The sequence below is a fragment of the Rubritalea tangerina genome (genome assembly GCF_042683245.1).
In the GTDB taxonomy this organism is placed as follows: Bacteria; Verrucomicrobiota; Verrucomicrobiia; order Verrucomicrobiales; family Akkermansiaceae; genus Rubritalea; species Rubritalea tangerina.
This window is the reverse complement of the sequence record NZ_JBHUJB010000023.1, coordinates 1-17841: the sequence shown is the minus strand read 5'-3', so window position 1 is coordinate 17841 and position 17841 is coordinate 1. Positions and strand designations below refer to the sequence as shown.

Below are 17841 nucleotides of genomic sequence, written 5' to 3'. Positions count from 1 at the left end.
ATCAAAAATACTGTTAGACTTGAGAGGGTGCTTTTGCCATATTCCCCACCCTCCCACCACTCTGCACCTTAGAGCTTCAACAAAGGTCCATTCGCACAAACACCACTAATAAAAACCACTACCCTAATGACTGAAAAATCAGACCTCTCAAATATTGTTAGAGCCGAAATCCACCCATCCATAGGAGTTGGGCGTGTGGGAAATGCTGAAAGAGAATACTACCTCACTCCACAAGTTCCCAACCCAGCGCCGAAACCACCTCACAGCTACCGAGATGCCACAGGTGCGATCAAACGTGAGGCCGTTCAGTTTAGAATCTACGGATATAATGCAGAGGGAGAAGTTGTCGCTGAGCTAACAGCCGACAACGCGCAAATTGAATGGCAGGCCCATATCGCAAACTTAAAATCCGCATGGTACGAGTTCAATGGAGCTCTCGACCTCCCAGAGGCGAAATCCAGCAAAATGCCACGCCGTAACCCTAACATGGTCTCGCCAGAACAACGTTCCACCTTGGCCATAGACCCTGGAAAACGAAATATCTCAGGAAAAAATACACAGACAGGTGCTGTCTTTGACACAGGCCAATTCATGGGCGAAGCCGTTTACCTCGGTGAACTCCATACCGACCCACAAGGTAGACTCATCGTTCTGGGTGGACATGGACATTCAAATTCCCCCACCGGCATGCCCGCTTTCAATCCAGCACAAGAAAACGGCTTCGGCAATGCCATTGCTTGGCACGATGACACATCCGACGGTCCAGTAGATGCCAACGTTTCTATCAATGGAAAACCCATCCCAGTCGAAGGAGCTTGGGTCGCTTTCGCCCCCCCTAAATTTGCTCCTGATATCATCGGTTGGCGCTCCATGTATGAACTTATGGAAGGCCTCTTTATAAAAAATGCCATGATCGATCCCCCCACTACCGTCTCCTTTACGAAACACGTCTATCCCATCCTACAACGCATGTCCGCACTCCAGTGGGTCAATGCAGGCTTCGCAGCCATGTTCGGCGCTGATGGACCACTCAACTTTAATGACCCCAAACTCATTGACAAGCTCTGCCGCATCCATGGCCCCAGAGATGCCTACGCAGGACTGAGGCGTGAAATATACAATGCTTTCCGACCTTCTGAAAAAAATCCTGGAGCAAATCCCCGAACCTGGCCATGGCTATATGGCGATGCTTTCGGCTCCTACGATGACGACCTCAGCGCAGAAATCTACCTCCTACTACCCGAATTGCTCGAAACTTCTCTCAAAGCGTGGATGCTTGGAAAATTTGATGCCGATTGGGGCACCATTCCCACTCCCCCCAAAGACATCAATGACGTGCCACTCGCGGATCAGCCAGCCTCCCTATCCAAATCCTCCCTACATTTCTGTGCCGCTGATGCTTTTCACCCGGGAATTGAGCTGACCTGGCCTATGCGCCATATCACCATGTACCAGGCCCCTTTCCGCATACGCCGAAACCAAGGTGAACTCCCTAAGCTCGATTACGGAACCTACCTAACTCAGGAGACCGCTCTAGCCTTTGACGGCCCACTCAATGAACAAGGCCCAGGAAGCCTGACCCGCTGGATGTTAGTCCCATGGCAAGTAGACACTGCAGGTTGTCGATCTGGCTACACCAAATCTTATGACGATACTATCCCCTCCTTCTGGCCTGCTCACGTTCCAAATCAAGTACTCACTGAAACCGATTACCAAACCCTCATGGATGCAGAGAAGAGCCCTTCCGACCGCAGGAATGCCTTCCTCCATCGCGAATCCTGGTACGCAACAATACCAACACAAAGTAGCTTAGAGCAACTCTCCGCGATGGTCACCTACTTTGGTAAAATGGGTATCATCGAAGCACGCCCGGGCCCATCCGACCTCGACGGCATCCCTGATACTATCTACGTACAAACACTCCCACAAAAACTCGAAAAGTCAGTCCGTGCTGCTGCTGCCCTCGCGAGCCAGAAGGCTGACACCTCTCATCTAACACAAGCTGGATTCAATAACGAAGAGGAACGCCGTGCCATGCATCAAATGCGCTTCGGAAAATAATTCTCCATGGCCACCGATACCCTTATCTACGGGGCCGGCCCCGCTGGCTGCATAGCCGCAACTTGGCTAGCTCAAGCTGGCCGCCCCGTAGCCCTTCTCCACAAACCACCACGCACTCCCCTTTGTCGTATCGAGTCCCTAGGTCCAGATATCCTCCCCCTGATAAATAAAATTGGCCTCCATAAACAATGGCTGAACGATCTAGCACTACCCATCCCAGGAACAATCTCACGTTGGAGTTCAGATAAAATCGAATACCACGATGCAGTGATGTCCCCCCACGGCCATGCATGGAGTGTGCACCGCCAACACTTCGACTCCAAACTCTTAGATTACGCCAAACGCAATGGGGTGACCATCGTCGACAAAAAAATCCCTAGCCAGCGCCAATTGATCGCAACAGGATCAGACCTCCTCCCTAACGGCATCGTCCACGACAAACTCGTCGCCCTCACTCGCAACTACACTCACCTCCCCCTCGCTGACAAGCGCCTGCGTATCGAGGCTGTCCCCCAAGGTTGGTGGTACGCCATCCCCGCCCGTAACAATACCTTTGGCCTAGGGTTTGTCACTGACCGGCAAATGCTCCTGAACCAATCCCCTCAACAACTATGGAATCAAGCTCTCCCAGATTCCTTAGCCCTCCTACTCATCCCTTCTTCTGTTAAAGCCTCCCCCATCAGATCCTATCCAGTCCGCTGTGCCATCTCTAAACTTCAAAGTAACCGCATCGGAAATGCCAGAGCCTCATACGACCCACTCACAGGTAGAGGCACCGCCGAAGCTGTGAAAAATGCCCTAACGACCGTCAGCCTCCAAACTCAGGATAGGAGCAACTATCAGCTAGATCTTGACCATCAATATTCAGATTATCTTACCAAACGTCACCACCTCTACCTCGCTGCTGAACGACGATTCCAAACAAAATTCTGGTCCAGAAGAATAGCTACTCTTACTACCTCCTAACAACCACGATCGCCCATAAACGATCTAAGGAGTAAACGTATTCTTAACACGCTCCGATTTAAGAAAATACGGAATCCATATCACAGCCCCCACAACTGCACTCACTATATCTCTGAGCGACTCAGCATTCCCAGCTTCGTCCATCATCGGAATAAACCCAACCAGTATCATATCAGTTACCAAAAATATGATGTTGGCCACGTAAAATATAATCATACATTTCGGAAATAAATAATGCTTCCGAAAAACCATTACTAACAAGGCCGCCGTATACAGCAAAAAAAGAACATTCCCTACAGCCTCGTAAATTAATACAGGCCCCCACATTGAGTGGTAAACCTCACTAGAAGGATCCGTTAGGTACTCCCATGTCCCATCTGTAAAAATCGGAAAATAAGTCGTCAGAAGACCAAAAAATAAACCGATCAAACTCACTGTAAGCCCAATAATCGGTAAAACAATCCAACCTTTTAAACCATAGGGCTCTTTTCGCTCTGTGACCAGAGACGACACTGGAGATTCAACAGCTGCTGAGGGGGTAGTATAGGGAGATTCCATGTAGGGTATGGACTTAACTCCTATCACCCAACTTGTCACGCATATACCTCTTAGCCACTTCTACAATCACACTCTGCCCCCTAGAGCTATTTCTCCATCGCCATTTAGCTGACACCACACTAGCAACCGTAACACTTCTATGCTAACAATGCTGAAATTTACATCGTCCTATGTCCACACTTCAGCTCCTCCTCACTCTAGTCCTCTGTGCTTTTGCACTTGGCTCCACGACATCCCACGCGAACTCCCAGCCCAAAGCAACGGATATCGGCTCACTCAGAGGCGCTAAAATTGCCCTCCCTCTCACTGACAAAACACAACAAATTACCTACTTCGCTCACTCTCTAACAGATGAACAGAAGACCCTACTCAATAAAGAGGCCCCCATGCTCAACCTCGTCGTTGGCCTCACCAAACAAGAAGCCCTCACTCGCGCTAGCGAAGCACACGGAATAGACGCCCACTACGCAACTCCCGAGTTTCTCAAAGCCGCCAACCAACTCCACTGGATTCAAGCCTACAGCGCAGGCGTCGATCGCTATATCAACAACCCCGCCATTATGAAAAATGAGCGCATTGTCCTAACTAACTGTCGCGCAGTGCACGGCCCAGCCATCGCAGACCACGCCATGGCCATGCTCCTCACCCTCACTCGCAACCTCGACTTCTACGCTAAAAACCAACAATCAGAGAATTGGAACCGCGGCGCCACTCCCAGAACCCCCATCGCCCTCAAAGGCAAAACTATGCTCGTCATCGGACTCGGTGGCATCGGCACCGAAATTGCCCATCGAGCACACGGCTTTGGCATGCGCGTCATTGGCACCAGGCGCAGTGACTCCCCCTCCCCTGCATTCATCCAAAAAGTAGGCAAACCACATGAGCTACTCAACATGCTCCCAGAGGCCGATGTCGTAGCCATCGCCGTCCCCCTCACCCCTGAAACCAACAAGCTCATCGACGCCAAAGCCCTCAACGCCATGAAAGACTCCGCCTACCTCATCAATATCGCCCGCGGAAAAATTGTCGATACCAACGCACTCGCCACCGCCCTAACAGAAAATAAAATCGCCGGTGCCTGCCTCGATGTCACCAACCCCGAACCCCTCCCAAAATCACATCCACTCTGGAAAACTCCCAATGTCGTCCTCACCCCACATGTCGCCTGGCGAGCCTCCCTCACCCATGAACGTCGGGCCATTCTTATCCAAGAAAACCTCCGTCGCTTCGGCACCGGCCAACCACTCCTCAATACCGTCAATAAACAAGACGGCTACTAAGCCTAGCAATCGATGGTATGGAGCTACTAGAGTCAATGCTTCCCCTTGCTAAGCAGAAACATAAACCTACCCACAACCGCCACATCCACCACACCCGCCTCCGCAACCACCGTCACCTCCATCATTCCCACCATCCCCGCTGCTAGAGTGATGTGCATTGTAGAAATGGCGAGTCACGTCATTTCCTAGCCCTCGGGCAAAGCTGGTACCTGCAATTCCCAACCAGCCAAGGCAAGCATAGGCTGTAAGCGCCTCAGGCACCCCTCCTCTTACTGCATTTCGTGAACATTTTCTGGACTCAGTAACCAGACGCTTCCCTTTGCTGGTAAGTGGATTCACTTTAGACAATGCACCTAAAATCGCAGTTCCTATAACCCCAATAAGTACCACAAAGAAAAATGCCTCATTAGCCACCACTCCTTGATAAACTCGCAACACTCCAATAAACGCAAAAAAAGTAGGCACCCATATGAGCTTTTTTTGAACCGCCCTCTGCTCCGCTCTCACTGCTCTGAGACCTCTCACTGCCAGCCCTTCCTCCATAGCCATTCCCGAACGCTCAACCAGTGTCGTGAGATCCTTCATGGGTACTCCCCCTTTGCCCCTGGCTTTTATTGCAATTAACAAAGTTTCCTCTCTCTCGCCAAGATCGATACTTGGAGCTTTCTGGTGAACTAATGCGGCACTTCCAAGAAAACCTTTCTTGAACCGCACAGACTTACTGTGCAAGAGACGCAAAGCCATTAAATACGCCAAACGTGACCAGCCACCCGCCATCAATGCCAATGCGTCGTCACTCACTCCCACATCAGAATCTACCCCTCGCGACCACTCTCTTCGTGCACGCTGGCGAATGACTAGCAGAACCAAAACACAAAGTATAAATAGACCAGAATAGCCAGCAAGAAACGCACCAGCACTCATTTCAATCATTAGCAAACTGCCACTCATCTACGCCACATCCTGAAGAGTTCTCGCCACCTTGGCAGTAATAAATATCTCCCAGAATTATAACTCTTCCACTCACCTGCATACCGAAACCTCTCTTCTGGGATCGGCCAGATATCTACAGGTGGAGCCTCCTGGAAAATCCGCTCATAGCTATCCAAGGTTTTCTCGTACCAATCGACAAACTTATCCTTCTCTTCTATTCCCCCAACTGTCGGACCATGGTGCAGCTCCTGTCCCAAAACATCCCTGCATAAGGCATGCCAATAACTCCGCGTATAAAGCAAGTGTAAGTGCCACACATGATCCACATCCTCAGAAGGAGTCACTGGGTGACCCGCCAAAACAGCAAGTAAGATAAAGCGTTTATACTCAAAATACGTACGCCCACCATAGGCTCGACTCCATCCTTGCTCGCGACAAAGTCGGCCCAAAAAACTCAGCCGCACATCAGCTGACCCAACCTCAAATTCCATCACCCGCTTTTCTAGATCATCCACAATCACAAACTACCCTCTTCTAGCCAGCAAACACAACCGCGGACTTCTCACCCTATTAAGCCTCCCGCTACACATACTCCACCGGGTTCTTGGAATCCCACGACCATCCGTAAAATCCATCGTCATAATTCTTTGCCCGGTACCCCAACAAATGCGCCACTAACAACGACAAACTCGAGCGCCAACCGGTCCCGCAGTAGAAGACCAAACACGTCACCCCACTCGCGACACCAGCATCCACAATCCCCAAATCAATCCATCGCTGCCTCACCACCTCAAGTACAGGGGAAATCTCCCCCGAATCGCCATCCACCAAACTCACCCAATCACCCTGCTAAATCGCTCCAGGCACGTGCCCCGATTTTGAGAAGAATGAATAACATCGGGTCAGTGAGCCATCAAACTCACCTGACCTCCGCACATCAACCAGCTTGGCCTCACCTCCCGCCACGCCACCCGCAATCACCTGAACGTCAGCTCTGTCTGCAACCAACTCCCCTCGCATCTGCCATCCCCCAGCGACCGACTTATCTCCCCTCGTCTGCCCTAAATCAACGGCTCTCTTCACTGACGGCACAGTCTCGCCACCCATAGCTACCCAGGCATCAATCCCACCATCGAGCATCACAACCGAACGCACTCCCGCCACTAACAAGCCCCAGGCTAAGCGTGCTGCCGCCATCGGGCCATCCTGCTCGGTCCCATACACCACCACTTTGCTCTCCGAACTCACCCCCAATCCCTCAAGCTCCTGCACTAATTCAGCATGCTCTAACAAATTACCATCTTGCGGACATTCGTAATGCGGGTAGTACCTCGCTTCATCGCCCCCCGCCTCCAAAAAGGATGGATGAATCTGTATCGCTCCACGCAAATGCCGTCGCACTGCAACATCCCCATCCAGTGGGTGGTCCCACGAAGAAAAATGCGCCTCCAACACCGCAGCTTCGCTCCCCTCACCACTCTGGCACAATAGCGCCTCAAGCTCGGCAGCATTCACAAGTTGGAATGGAATCTTCAATCACCCCGACTTAGCCGAACGGCCAGATCTTACAAGCGGATATCTTCTACATAATGACAGGCATCGCCTTTCTACTGGGCAGGGACGTTTGTCCTCTGCACAGTCCGCAAACGTCCAGCTCAATTGATGCCTCATGCTAGCACAAAGGACTGCAGTCTAAGCAAACGAACTTCACGCCACTCCTTCACATTTTCAACTATGCTTCTCTCTCCATGCAATGACAGCCGCTTGAATTTGTCCCTTAAGTTCTCCGGCCACTTTTCCATTACGCTTGCTATCGAAACGGTCATAGCGCTTCAGAATATTCTCAAGTTCCATGACAATGGGCTGAGCTTCCTCACCCATACTTCCAATAAACTTCAATACCCCAGGTTGCCAACGACTTCCGCTGATCAACCAAACGCTGTGTTGATGATAGGGCTCCCACACCTTCAGGTAATCAGCAATTCCAGGAATCATGTCTTCATCAATACGTGAGTCAAAATGCTTAGCCACCATCATCGTACGGTGTGCGGCCTCGTGCAGAGCAGCCCTGCCGTATTCTGGAACGACTGGAATATCATGCATGGTTTTCCCTAGCTTGCGCCCCACAGCACTTTCACTCAACTCCCCCAAAACCACTCTATCACTTTTCAAGATCGTCCAGAACCCTCGATCAAACGACGAGCGCTCAAACACGTGACGCGAACGCGCATACATGTCAGTCAGTTTCTCAAATTCCTCGCCTGTCATCGACTTACGTAAACCGACCAAGGCCCAGAAGGCACCCTCCCTCAGGTACCACTCCTCATGCTTAGAAAATTGATCGATAAGACCCACATGCCTTCGGATATCTTCAGGTTCAGCACGACCAAGCGCAAACAATGCACCATCTATCTCCCACCATGAGGATTGTGGATTGTTCAGCGTCTTCAAAATCGCTGGGAGAAATCTCCGTGATACCTCCCTGCGACTGATGGCACTTTTAAAAGGACGCCTCCAGTTATCGTAACCCGAAATAATATCAAAGCCAGCTCGACGCACGCGTGGGTCTCCATGCGCCAGAGCTTTTGCTATCACTTCGAAGGTCTCGTCAGAGTTTTTATCTTTGAGTACTCGCGCACACCAGCTACGCACCAGTGGATTAGCATGCCGCAGGTGTTTGGCATAGAGTGCAATCTGTGCGTTGCCCATTTGCTTGCCAATGGTGAGATCGTAAATCTCATGAGGTTCCAGCTCTTCCTTCCCAAAGCCTTTTGCGTGCTCCGTACTGAGAAAAGCCCTGTCAGCCTGCGTCCCCCATTGAATAACCGGCGGCTTCCTCGTGACACTGTGCTTGGTCGGAGGCCCGCCTAGAATGCGCAGCTGCCGTAGTGGTGCCGTGTATGTTAAACCAATCGCCCCACTGCCCCAGGCCGCTCCAGCATAGCGGACATTGTTAGGTGGTGTTGGTAATATAGAGAACCCCCCGCCAGACTGACGACTGAGCTCGTAATACCACTCCAGCTTCCTCATCTGCCGACTATAGCTCGATCGTCTATCAGATGGTACATGCACGGAGGCCATGCCACGCCACATAACGTTGAACCCTCCACCAGTGTGGCCAAACTCTGGCTGAAAATAGGAATCCACCACCATCGTCGCTAACAGGCCAGAGGCTTGCTGGAAAATGGGGTCATCAAATAAAGCAAACGCACAGGCAAGCATGGCATTACGCCCATTAGTGTTAGACCACCACAATTCACTGCGATGGTCACCGTATGGCACACAGCCATGGCCGACCATGCGATACATGAACTTCACTGCTTGAGCGTAGGCTTTCTGATCGATCTCGACCCCACATTCATTGGCTAAGATCAGAGTGGTGAGCACTGGGACACCAGCCGAACTCATCAAGCCACTTTGCACATAGCCAGGTCCGGGGATTCCTCCATGCCCCCAGCCACCAGCCACTTGAGAACGCACTGCTTGATCACACAGCGACTTAAGACTGGGAAGCACACTGCGATCACCAGTTTTTAGATAATACTCAGCAAGCAAAATCCCCTGGTAGCCAAGGTGCCAATTACTTGTCGTCGGCTGCTTCTTGAGTTTCTTGATCAGCGCTTGGACATGACGCTCGACCACTGGTAGAACCTCAGGCTCTCCAGTAGATAGCAAATAGAGGCTCGCTAGGCAGCCCTTGAGCCCAGCAAGCTCGGGCCGAGCATTTCCAAAGACATAGGAACCATTTTCCTGCTGGCTCTCCACGATATAGCGCGTGGTCGACTTGATGATGCTAGCAGACTTGCTACATTTCTCAGGCCAACCCTCTGCGTAGCCACCCAGCTTCTGCAGAATCACAGTCGCGTGCTTCTGCATCCCACCACGCTCGATAGTGAAAACAAGCTTGCCATTGGTAGCTTCAGCTTCAGCTATCGCAGTTCCTAGAGCGACGCGAGGATCGCCCACCTTGAGTGACTTATAATTGATTGCTAGAATCAAATCCCCCTTCATCAGTTGCGCCTCTGCTGCGGGTGTTGAAGCTGCTACCTGCTCCACAGTAACCGCGCCCCCTTTCTCAATGGTCGCATAAAGTCCAGTCGGGCCGATGGGGAAGCGTGGGTACACTTTCTCTGGGTCCATTTTCTGTGCACGAACAGCCCCGCTAGTGAGTAATGCGAAGACTGCTGAAACTCTAATATACCTGAGAATTGAAAGCTCCATAGTTCGTACTTATTTTGCTGAATTACTCTGAAGCTGCGCCATCGCATCTGCAAAACCTCGGCCAATGCCAGCCATGATTTTTGCCGAGCCCAAATAGTGAAATGGGTAATTCGACACCCCCTTCTCTAAGGCCGCTAACTCACCTTGATTAAACTCTTGCTTGCGAAGTTTCACGAGCATCGCTTGCGCCTCTTTCCCTTGAAGCTTTTGCTTTTTCACCTCATGGCGCAATTTGCCGTCTCGGGCCACTATTGCCCCAAGGTCTTGATCCCAGTATTTCTCGGTAAAAACTGCCGTCACATTGCCTTTGAATTCGGCTAGGTCTGCCGTTGCAGCCATGGCATCGCGGAAGTTTTGATGCAGCTTTTTGTACCTCTGCTGGCTCTCTCCATATTGCGCTGTTGGCCCACCCACTCCCATCACGCCAATCACCACAGGTAGCTTCGGAGCTGATAGCTCCTTGCGAACATCACGAATGAAATGAGCTAACAACTCAGTGTACTCCTCATAGCCACCAACCTGATTGCGATTCGGGTAGGAGTTTTGATCCACCATATCATTCCAACCTTGAAACCAAACCATCCCCGCAAGCTCATACCCTTGTGAGGGCTCATAATTGGGATAAACCTGCTGAATATTTCCTAACACCTCCTTCACATGATCTACCGTCAGACGGTAATAATGGCCCGACGCTTTCTTCTGAGCGGCTTGAACTTTCGCGGTATCTTTTCCCTGTTTTTTAAGTAAAGCAAGGTGCTCTGGATGGAACACATAGACCCCCGCGCTTGGAGGCCTGAAGTCGGTGTGAAGACTCTTACCTCCCCAAGCTGTTTTGATCAGCAGTATCGGCTCATTCAAATGCTTCTGCATCGTGATCCCAAATGTGAGTTCGGGGCCTATCTTGCCGGCATCCGCCCCAAAGCCTGCAGTCAGCGGCCCTTGTTTCACTCCCTTGGTCGACAAATACGATACCCATACCTCCTTGCTAAGCTTGGGTGATCCATCTTGGTTCTGCATATCCTCCAACCAAGGCGCAGTCGTGGGATCCATCCCGATGTGCTCAAATGTCTCAATCTTCGCATGCCCCTGCATGTTTGACTGCCCCACCAAGACATAGACTTTTAGCGGCTTTTTACCCTCCGCTTGAACAGCATTGATGCCCATCATCCACCCAAGTAAAGCGGTGGCTAGTAGTATTGAGGTGCGCTTCCCATTCCGAAATATCATCGACATATACTATGCTAAGTGCAGGCACATGGGAAGGTTACATCAAACCGATAACGCTTACTTTGACACGCGCTGACAAGCTGACACCTCAGTCTTCATCTGTACACCTGTGATGCTCATTCCAATGATCCTCCCATGCCCTCTTATGCATACGAGCTCCATTGGACACAGAATGACTCTGGGGATCTTGAAGCCAGCTCTCCTTTTGTTAAAAAAAGCGCCTAGACTTTATCACTGCGTATTACCCATAAGATGTCTATAATCGTGTAAGCTGTGGACACAAGGTCCGTGCATAACATCCTACCTACTAACACTATGTCCACTGACACCCACTCAAAAACTATCGGCTACATCCTCTGGATCTTCGGCTTCACCGGAGCACATCGCTTCTACTATGGTAGACCCATCACTGGAGTCATCTGGTTCTTCACCGCTGGATTGTTAGGCATCGGCTGGCTCATCGACCTCTTCCTCATCCCCTCCATGGATAAGCAATGCGACTTCCGCTACCGCCCGGGCAACATCGACTACAACATCGCCTGGATCCTCCAGACCTTCCTCGGCCTCTTCGGCATCCACCGCTTCTACATGGGAAAAATCGGCACCGGCATCCTCTGGCTCCTCACCGGTGGCATCTTCGGTATCGGCTACGTCTACGACTTCTTCACCCTCAACGAACAAATTAGCCTGCGCAATAGCCAAGCATAGCTAAATCCATACTAAATCTCGCATACATAATGCGGCACTCAATACTCTACCTGATAGAGTGAGCACACACACACTTGATAGGTCTTCGCCATTCAAATTTATCACATGCAAACGACTTATTAATCTTGCCAGAGGTTTTTTGAAAACTAATCTCGCTCAGTGTCTAGTCGTTGCTCAATGAAAACTCTCTACTGTATTCTTGCTTTTTTCTCCCTATTTTCGGTTTCAATCATCTGTGCAACCCCCACAGTCACAACCAATCCGGCCACTACTGTTACAGATCTAAACGTCACCCTAAATGGCTCCGTACAGGTAAACTCAATCGGACAATGGTTATGTGATTTCGAATATGGTGAAACAAACGAACTTGGAGCCACTGAATTCGGCACACCATACTACATTGAAGGAGCCGCAGCAGGAAATGACACTATCAACACCAGTCTAAACCTTAAAACCAAACCGAACACCACATACTACTTCAGGCTTAGGTTGCGAGATATGGACAATGACCTAACTGCAACCTACGGAGATATACACTCATTCACAACACAAGTTGCTTCGACTGTTCCCTCAGTTACCATTCTTCCACATCTCACTCCTGTACCCATTACACATGAAGCAGCCGAACTAAGATCAGATATTTTCTCAGGGAGCTCCTTCTGTAAAGTCTACCTGCAATACGGGCTAAGCCCAGAAATTCTCGACAAAGAAGCCGCCTTAGAGGCACTCATATCACCTAACGAAACTAGAGAAAGTCGTATTTATATCTCAGAGCTCACTCCTTCAACTCAGTATTACTATCGCTGGGTAGGGTCGAATGCTGAGGGGAGTACCTACAGTGATGTTAGCAGCTTCACAACTACTGCTGCACCCACTATCGAACCTACTCCAGCCACCTCAGTAGTGGCGGACTCCGCCGTAGTACACGCCACAGTTTCTCGAAATGGCGGTCTCTTCCCTTTTATTTATCTCGAGTATGGTGAAACCACAGATTATGGAAAAACCATTAATATCGGAAATCTCTATGATGCTGAAGGTGTTGCTAGTATCAGCCAACAACTCACCAACCTAAAGTCTGATACCACATACCATTACCGCTTCTATACACAACAAAACCAAAAAAGAACCACAGTCTATAGCCAAGACCTAACCTTCACTACGAGAGTTGATGGGGAGGCACCCACATTCCTTGGCCAATCTCAAAGCATCCCAGGTGTCAGCCATTCACACGTAACCTCTACTAGCCTTTTTTCAGGAACTGCAGACACCATTCTTAAAGTAGAATACGGCACTACCAACAGCTTTGGTAATGTCCAACAACTCGATAATCAACTAGAAGGCTTTACCACACATCTCGATACGCAAATCCGCATCCCTGAACTCACCCCCGAAACCGAGTATTTCTACAGATTTGTCGCTTCTAACGCAGCTGGTACAACCTATTCCGACACCGAAAGTTTCACAACACTTGCCCCACCGACAATCATAAACAATGGAGTGGAAAGCCTAGGTAGCTACTCCTCCAAAGTAAGCGCTACCTTTACTAACTTTGGGAACACCGCTAGTCCAGGTGTCGAGTGGGGAACGACACAAGAGTACGGGTCTAGCAAAGAACTTTACAAAATCTCAGGAGCAACAACTTCAACCCAAACAGCAAATATTGGAGCTGAACCTAGTACGACCTACCACTACAGATTCTACATCTTTGATGGTACAAATTACCATTACAGTGAGAACAAAACCCTCACCAGTGCTCCAATACCCCTCCTCCCTAACCTCAGTGATGTGAAAATTCGGGACATCCCATTTGGGGTATTCAATAACCCTTACCGTAAACAAATCTCTTCGGACTCTGCACAGATGACAGTCTGGCTCCACCCCGGAGCTAGCGACACGACCCTTACGCTTCAATACGGGCTCACTAACTCATTAGGTCAGAGGAGTCACGAAATCAGCCACTTAGCTGCCGGCTCAGATACAGAGCTGAAATATGTAGAACTCTTCAACCTCCAACCAGAAACTACCTATTTCTGGAGATTCAAGGCTACCAATGCTCATGGTACTGTCTACTCAGATATCCAAAGCTTCCAGACGCATAGTGACCCACTCACAGTATCGGATACCCCAATCTCAGTTACCGACTCCAGTGCCACGCTTGTCGGGAAAATCACTCCCGATTTGTGGCACTACGACTTAGACTTTGTCTTTGGAACAAGCCCAGAACTCACTGAGACAATCGAACAAACGAGCCCAGATTATGTCTACGGAGTTTACGATGGCATTGTCGACATATCCACTCGCAATGTCACAGCTCCTGTCGCTGGCCTACAACCAAACACTACCTACTACTACAAGCTCAGAGCTAAGACCAACCACTTCTTCCCTCCCACTTATTTCTATGGTGCACTTCGCTCATTCACAACCTCAGCACCAAGTACCCTACCAACCATTACTCAGGGCCTCGGACTATTAAATAAAACCGATAACTCTGCTCAAGTTATTTTAGGCGGGTTTCGTAGTAATTCATCTGACGCTTCCGTGACTTTTGAATACGGAAAAACTTCTAGCTTTGGCTCTGAATTTATCCACCCTGAAACATTTCCAGCGTACACATCACAATCACCAAATGCTGAACTAACAGGACTTGAGCCAAACACTCTCTACCATGTACGAGCAAAAGTGACGAACGCTGCTGGCTCCAAATATACAGCCCCCCTGCTTTTTACCACTCACCCACCTGGTAATGCTCCCTCCTTTTCAGGACAACCCCTCACTGATACTGTTGGCACTAACTCAGCCACCCTCCTTGGCGGCCTGCTCAATACTGGAGATGCTGACACTGTAATCACTTTTGAATATGGAACCGATAACTCCTACGGATCTGAGATAACTCTGCAACTAGATGGTAATCTGACGACTACTCCTCAAGCGGGTGTCACATCTCTACAATCAGGAACTACCTACTACTTTAGAGCTAAGGCGACTAACATTTATGGCTCAGCCATATCACCCGAAGCTAGCTTTACCACAGCTTTTTCTCCTCAGGCAGAAACCTTGGGGACCTCCGACATTACTGACATTACCGCCACCCTCCATTCTGAATTTAGCCCTAACAATGTGTTCGGCTTCATGTATTTAAAATGGGGTGAATCTTCTGTAGATGAAAACGAAGCCTCACTAGGAAATACCGGTAACAACGAGGCTTCCATTATTGCTAGGTCCTACACACTCACAGGCCTCAAGCCGAATACATCCTACAAGTACCGCGCGGTTTTCAGAGACCGCTATGGTATGCTCTACCACGGAGATGAAAAAAGCTTTACGACGCCCGATCCCGCTACCCTACCCTCTATCATTGGGACTCCATATACTACAGAGCTCTCCCAAACTGCTACAAAAATTCAAGTAGAAGGCGTCAACGCTGGAGGCAGTGCTGCCACACTCTCTGTTGAATACGGTACTACCTCGAACTATGGACTAGTAGCTACACTAACAGAGACTACACCTGCAGGTCAAAATGGCGATAAACCTACCATCCAACTCGAAAACCTCACAGCCAATACCCTCTACTACGCGCGCTTCAAAGTCTCCAACAACCAAGGCATCACCTACAGCGAGCAAATCACCTTCTCTACCAACTTCGAAATTTCCACCCTCGCAGCTACTGACCTTACGCACCATGAGGTTACCTTCAACGGAAGCATCAACCCTGCTGGTCAGCAACTAAAAGCATTCTTCCAATGGAAACCTGAATCGAGCCAGAATTTTTATTCTTCTAGCATTCATACCGAACTCGATGGATTCAGTAGTGCATCCCTCGATCTTCATAACCAAGGCTTTCCATCCTCATCTACCTATACCTATAGAATTGCAGCTACCGACCAAGGCGGCTTCACTCATTATGGTAATGAACAAAGCTTTACTCTAGACCCACTGCCCACCTCTCCCTCTATTCTAGGAGATATTTCTATCTCTAGCCAGCCCACCTACAACGCAGCCTCATTCCGGTCGCGTACCATCTCCGCGGGTGATCAAGAAACTACACTCATTGCTGAATACGGAAAAAATAACAGTTTTGATCAAACTCTTGAAATCAAAACCCTCATCCCCAACCAGACTACAAGCATTAGCTTCAACCTAACCAATCTTGACCCCAATTCTGAATATCAAGTGCGCTTGAGAGCTCAGAGCTCTCTCGGTGCAGACACATCGAATGTGGTGACTTTTTCCACTAAAGCCAATCCCGTCTTAGCAGTTCTACCCGCCTCTGGAGTGGCAGACCACTCTGCAACAATGAATGCAACACTCATTCCAAACGGTGGATCTGTATCAAGAGCAAGAATCATATACGGCACAGAAGGCCTGTTTAATCGTACCATCTACTCCCCCACATATACCAGCAACCCCGATACCGGAGAATTCGTACTCTCTCACAACCTCACAAACCTCATACCTAGTACGGTCTACAATTACAAACTCGTCATCGATAATTTCGAGACTGAAATCATGTACTTCACCACTAACCCAGCGAGTACACTTCCCTCTATCAATAGCCCCATCACCATTGTAAGTAGCTATGTTTCCAGCAGCACACCCGGTGCACCTAGACAACGCCTAAATCTCTCCGATACAAAAGTTAGAATCGACTCAGGCCAAATTAGCTCAGGCAGTACCAACGCTCAAGTATACCTACAATTTGGAACGACTACTAGCTACGGAAACGAAGTATCACTTGGCACAGCCCCGACCTATTACAATAACAGCTCATTCACAAAGGTTCTAGAAAATCTCAGCCCAAACACCAAATACCACTTGCGCATCAAAGCCTCAAACGAGCAAGGCACAACCTTTTCTGAGGACTTCTCATTCACAACCTATGCTACCCCCACTCTATCCATCAATAGCGTTACTCAAATTACCGACACCTCGGCTCTGGTAAATGCCACTGTCGACCCCAAGGGGAGATTACTCTCAGTCCGTGCTAGCTTCAAACAAACTTCAGACGCTACCTATAACTACTCCGCATCCTCTTCCAAACCCGTCAATTCTCCGACAACCTTATACTTATTTATAGATAAAAATCTAGAGCCGGAAAAAGACTACCAAGTGCGCTTGTCTACATCTGACGATTTTAACTCTTATTATAGTAATGAAGAAACATTCACTACCCTTATAGCAAACACCCCACCAAGAATTACGGGCCAACTCCTAGTGTCAGATATTAGCAATGAACGCGCTGCATTGAGTTTCACTAACTCTACTGACACCATTGTTTTCACTGGCAGCAGCGACACATCTGTTTCATTCGAATATGGTACAGATGAAACCTTCTCTAGCTCTTATAACTACCCTAGTGCCTATGCTCCCGGCCAAAAAATCTCGTCCCTATCCACACTTCACCTCAGCAACCTAACAGCTAACACAACCTACTTTGTCAGACTCAAAGCTCAAAACGCCCAAGGGATTACCTACTCTACTCCCACGCAGTTCACCACTCTGCCTCCAATTCTAGTTAAGACGGGTGAAGCCTCTGAAATCACCGAGTTCTCGGCAAAAATTACTGGTGAAATTAACAGGATGCTACCCGAAGGCGTATCCAGCCCAACCACACGAACCTATATTGAGTGGGGCATCACGGAGAGCCTAGGTTCTACAACATCTTTTTCCTGGAGTCCAACAACTCTCACAAACCTCACACCCGGCACTCAATACTACTACCGATTGAAATCTAAATACTTCTACGACACCCAGTACCACTACGGCTCAGTGAAGAGCTTTACCACTCTTCCTGCCACGAGCCTCCCGTCACATGGTGACAGACCCGAATGGCACGGACTTAAGCGGTTTTTCGTGTAGCCCCTCTATGCGGGATTTCTCTAAAGGTTTT

12 protein-coding genes are annotated in these 17841 nt (G+C 49.4%); 5 read left to right on the top strand and 7 right to left on the bottom strand.

The genetic code is table 11. From position 1 onward, the window contains the following. Positions 1-126 precede the first annotated feature (126 nt). A complete protein-coding gene (locus ACFSW8_RS05870) occupies positions 127-2061 on the top strand; it encodes a LodA/GoxA family CTQ-dependent oxidase (RefSeq protein ID WP_377088648.1) in 1935 nt (644 codons plus the stop codon). Between the two features lie 6 nt (positions 2062-2067). Continuing rightward, positions 2068-3027 (top strand): NAD(P)/FAD-dependent oxidoreductase, encoded by a 960-nt coding sequence (locus ACFSW8_RS05865; RefSeq protein ID WP_377088647.1) that lies wholly within the window; start codon positions 2068-2070, stop codon positions 3025-3027. A 24-nt stretch (positions 3028-3051) separates the two neighbouring features. Here ACFSW8_RS05865 and ACFSW8_RS05860 read toward each other — a convergent pair whose 3' ends face one another. Beyond that, positions 3052-3585 (bottom strand): DUF2569 domain-containing protein, encoded by a 534-nt coding sequence (locus ACFSW8_RS05860; RefSeq protein WP_377088646.1) that lies wholly within the window; start codon positions 3583-3585, stop codon positions 3052-3054. Between the two features lie 170 nt (positions 3586-3755). Here ACFSW8_RS05860 and ACFSW8_RS05855 point away from each other — a divergent pair, with 170 nt between their 5' ends. Continuing rightward, positions 3756-4865, top strand: coding sequence for a D-2-hydroxyacid dehydrogenase (locus ACFSW8_RS05855; RefSeq protein ID WP_377088644.1), 1110 nt, complete (start codon positions 3756-3758; stop codon positions 4863-4865). Positions 4866-4931: 66 nt separating this feature from the next. Here the strand turns inward: ACFSW8_RS05855 and ACFSW8_RS05850 are convergent, their stop codons facing one another. The 6 genes from ACFSW8_RS05850 to ACFSW8_RS05825 form a co-directional block, all read right to left on the bottom strand. Next, positions 4932-5798 (bottom strand): TIGR04222 domain-containing membrane protein, encoded by an 867-nt coding sequence (locus tag ACFSW8_RS05850; RefSeq protein WP_377091431.1) that lies wholly within the window; start codon positions 5796-5798, stop codon positions 4932-4934. Between the two features lie 14 nt (positions 5799-5812). Then, on the bottom strand, positions 5813-6313 hold the full coding sequence (locus ACFSW8_RS05845) for a glycine-rich domain-containing protein (RefSeq protein WP_377088642.1): 501 nt from the start codon (positions 6311-6313) through the stop codon (positions 5813-5815). 67 nt (positions 6314-6380) lie between these two features. Then, positions 6381-6635: a rhodanese-like domain-containing protein gene (locus ACFSW8_RS05840; protein ID WP_377177694.1), complete on the bottom strand. Its 255-nt coding sequence runs from the start codon at positions 6633-6635 to the stop codon at positions 6381-6383. Positions 6636-6647: 12 nt separating this feature from the next. Beyond that, on the bottom strand, positions 6648-7334 hold the full coding sequence (locus ACFSW8_RS05835; protein WP_377088640.1) for a sulfurtransferase: 687 nt from the start codon (positions 7332-7334) through the stop codon (positions 6648-6650). A gap of 192 nt (positions 7335-7526) precedes the next feature. Next, a complete protein-coding gene (locus tag ACFSW8_RS05830) occupies positions 7527-9938 on the bottom strand; it encodes a DUF6288 domain-containing protein (protein ID WP_377177692.1) in 2412 nt (803 codons plus the stop codon). A 90-nt stretch (positions 9939-10028) separates the two neighbouring features. Beyond that, a complete protein-coding gene (locus ACFSW8_RS05825; protein WP_377088636.1) occupies positions 10029-11252 on the bottom strand; it encodes a sialate O-acetylesterase in 1224 nt (407 codons plus the stop codon). 309 nt (positions 11253-11561) lie between these two features. Between ACFSW8_RS05825 and ACFSW8_RS05820 the strand changes: the two genes are divergently transcribed. Both ACFSW8_RS05820 and ACFSW8_RS05815 read left to right on the top strand, forming a co-directional pair. Beyond that, positions 11562-11954 carry an NINE protein gene (locus tag ACFSW8_RS05820; protein ID WP_377091429.1) on the top strand — a complete coding sequence of 131 codons (393 nt, stop codon included), beginning with the start codon at positions 11562-11564 and terminating at the stop codon, positions 11952-11954. Positions 11955-12131: 177 nt separating this feature from the next. Then, a complete protein-coding gene (locus tag ACFSW8_RS05815; protein ID WP_377088635.1) occupies positions 12132-17810 on the top strand; it encodes a phage tail protein in 5679 nt (1892 codons plus the stop codon). Positions 17811-17841 lie beyond the last annotated feature (31 nt).

What these genes read in the sequence shown, in the direction of transcription:
- ACFSW8_RS05820 (WP_377091429.1), top strand. Translation starts at nt 11,562, where the DNA reads ATGTCCACTGACACCCACTCAAAAACTATCGGCTACATCCTCTGGATC.
- ACFSW8_RS05860 (WP_377088646.1), bottom strand. Translation starts at nt 3,585, where the DNA reads ATGGAATCTCCCTATACTACCCCCTCAGCAGCTGTTGAATCTCCAGTG.
- ACFSW8_RS05870 (WP_377088648.1), top strand. Translation starts at nt 127, where the DNA reads ATGACTGAAAAATCAGACCTCTCAAATATTGTTAGAGCCGAAATCCAC.
- ACFSW8_RS05855 (WP_377088644.1), top strand. Translation starts at nt 3,756, where the DNA reads ATGTCCACACTTCAGCTCCTCCTCACTCTAGTCCTCTGTGCTTTTGCA.
- ACFSW8_RS05825 (WP_377088636.1), bottom strand. Translation starts at nt 11,252, where the DNA reads ATGTCGATGATATTTCGGAATGGGAAGCGCACCTCAATACTACTAGCC.
- ACFSW8_RS05850 (WP_377091431.1), bottom strand. Translation starts at nt 5,798, where the DNA reads ATGATTGAAATGAGTGCTGGTGCGTTTCTTGCTGGCTATTCTGGTCTA.
- ACFSW8_RS05830 (WP_377177692.1), bottom strand. Translation starts at nt 9,938, where the DNA reads ATGGACCCAGAGAAAGTGTACCCACGCTTCCCCATCGGCCCGACTGGA.
- ACFSW8_RS05815 (WP_377088635.1), top strand. Translation starts at nt 12,132, where the DNA reads ATGAAAACTCTCTACTGTATTCTTGCTTTTTTCTCCCTATTTTCGGTT.
- ACFSW8_RS05865 (WP_377088647.1), top strand. Translation starts at nt 2,068, where the DNA reads ATGGCCACCGATACCCTTATCTACGGGGCCGGCCCCGCTGGCTGCATA.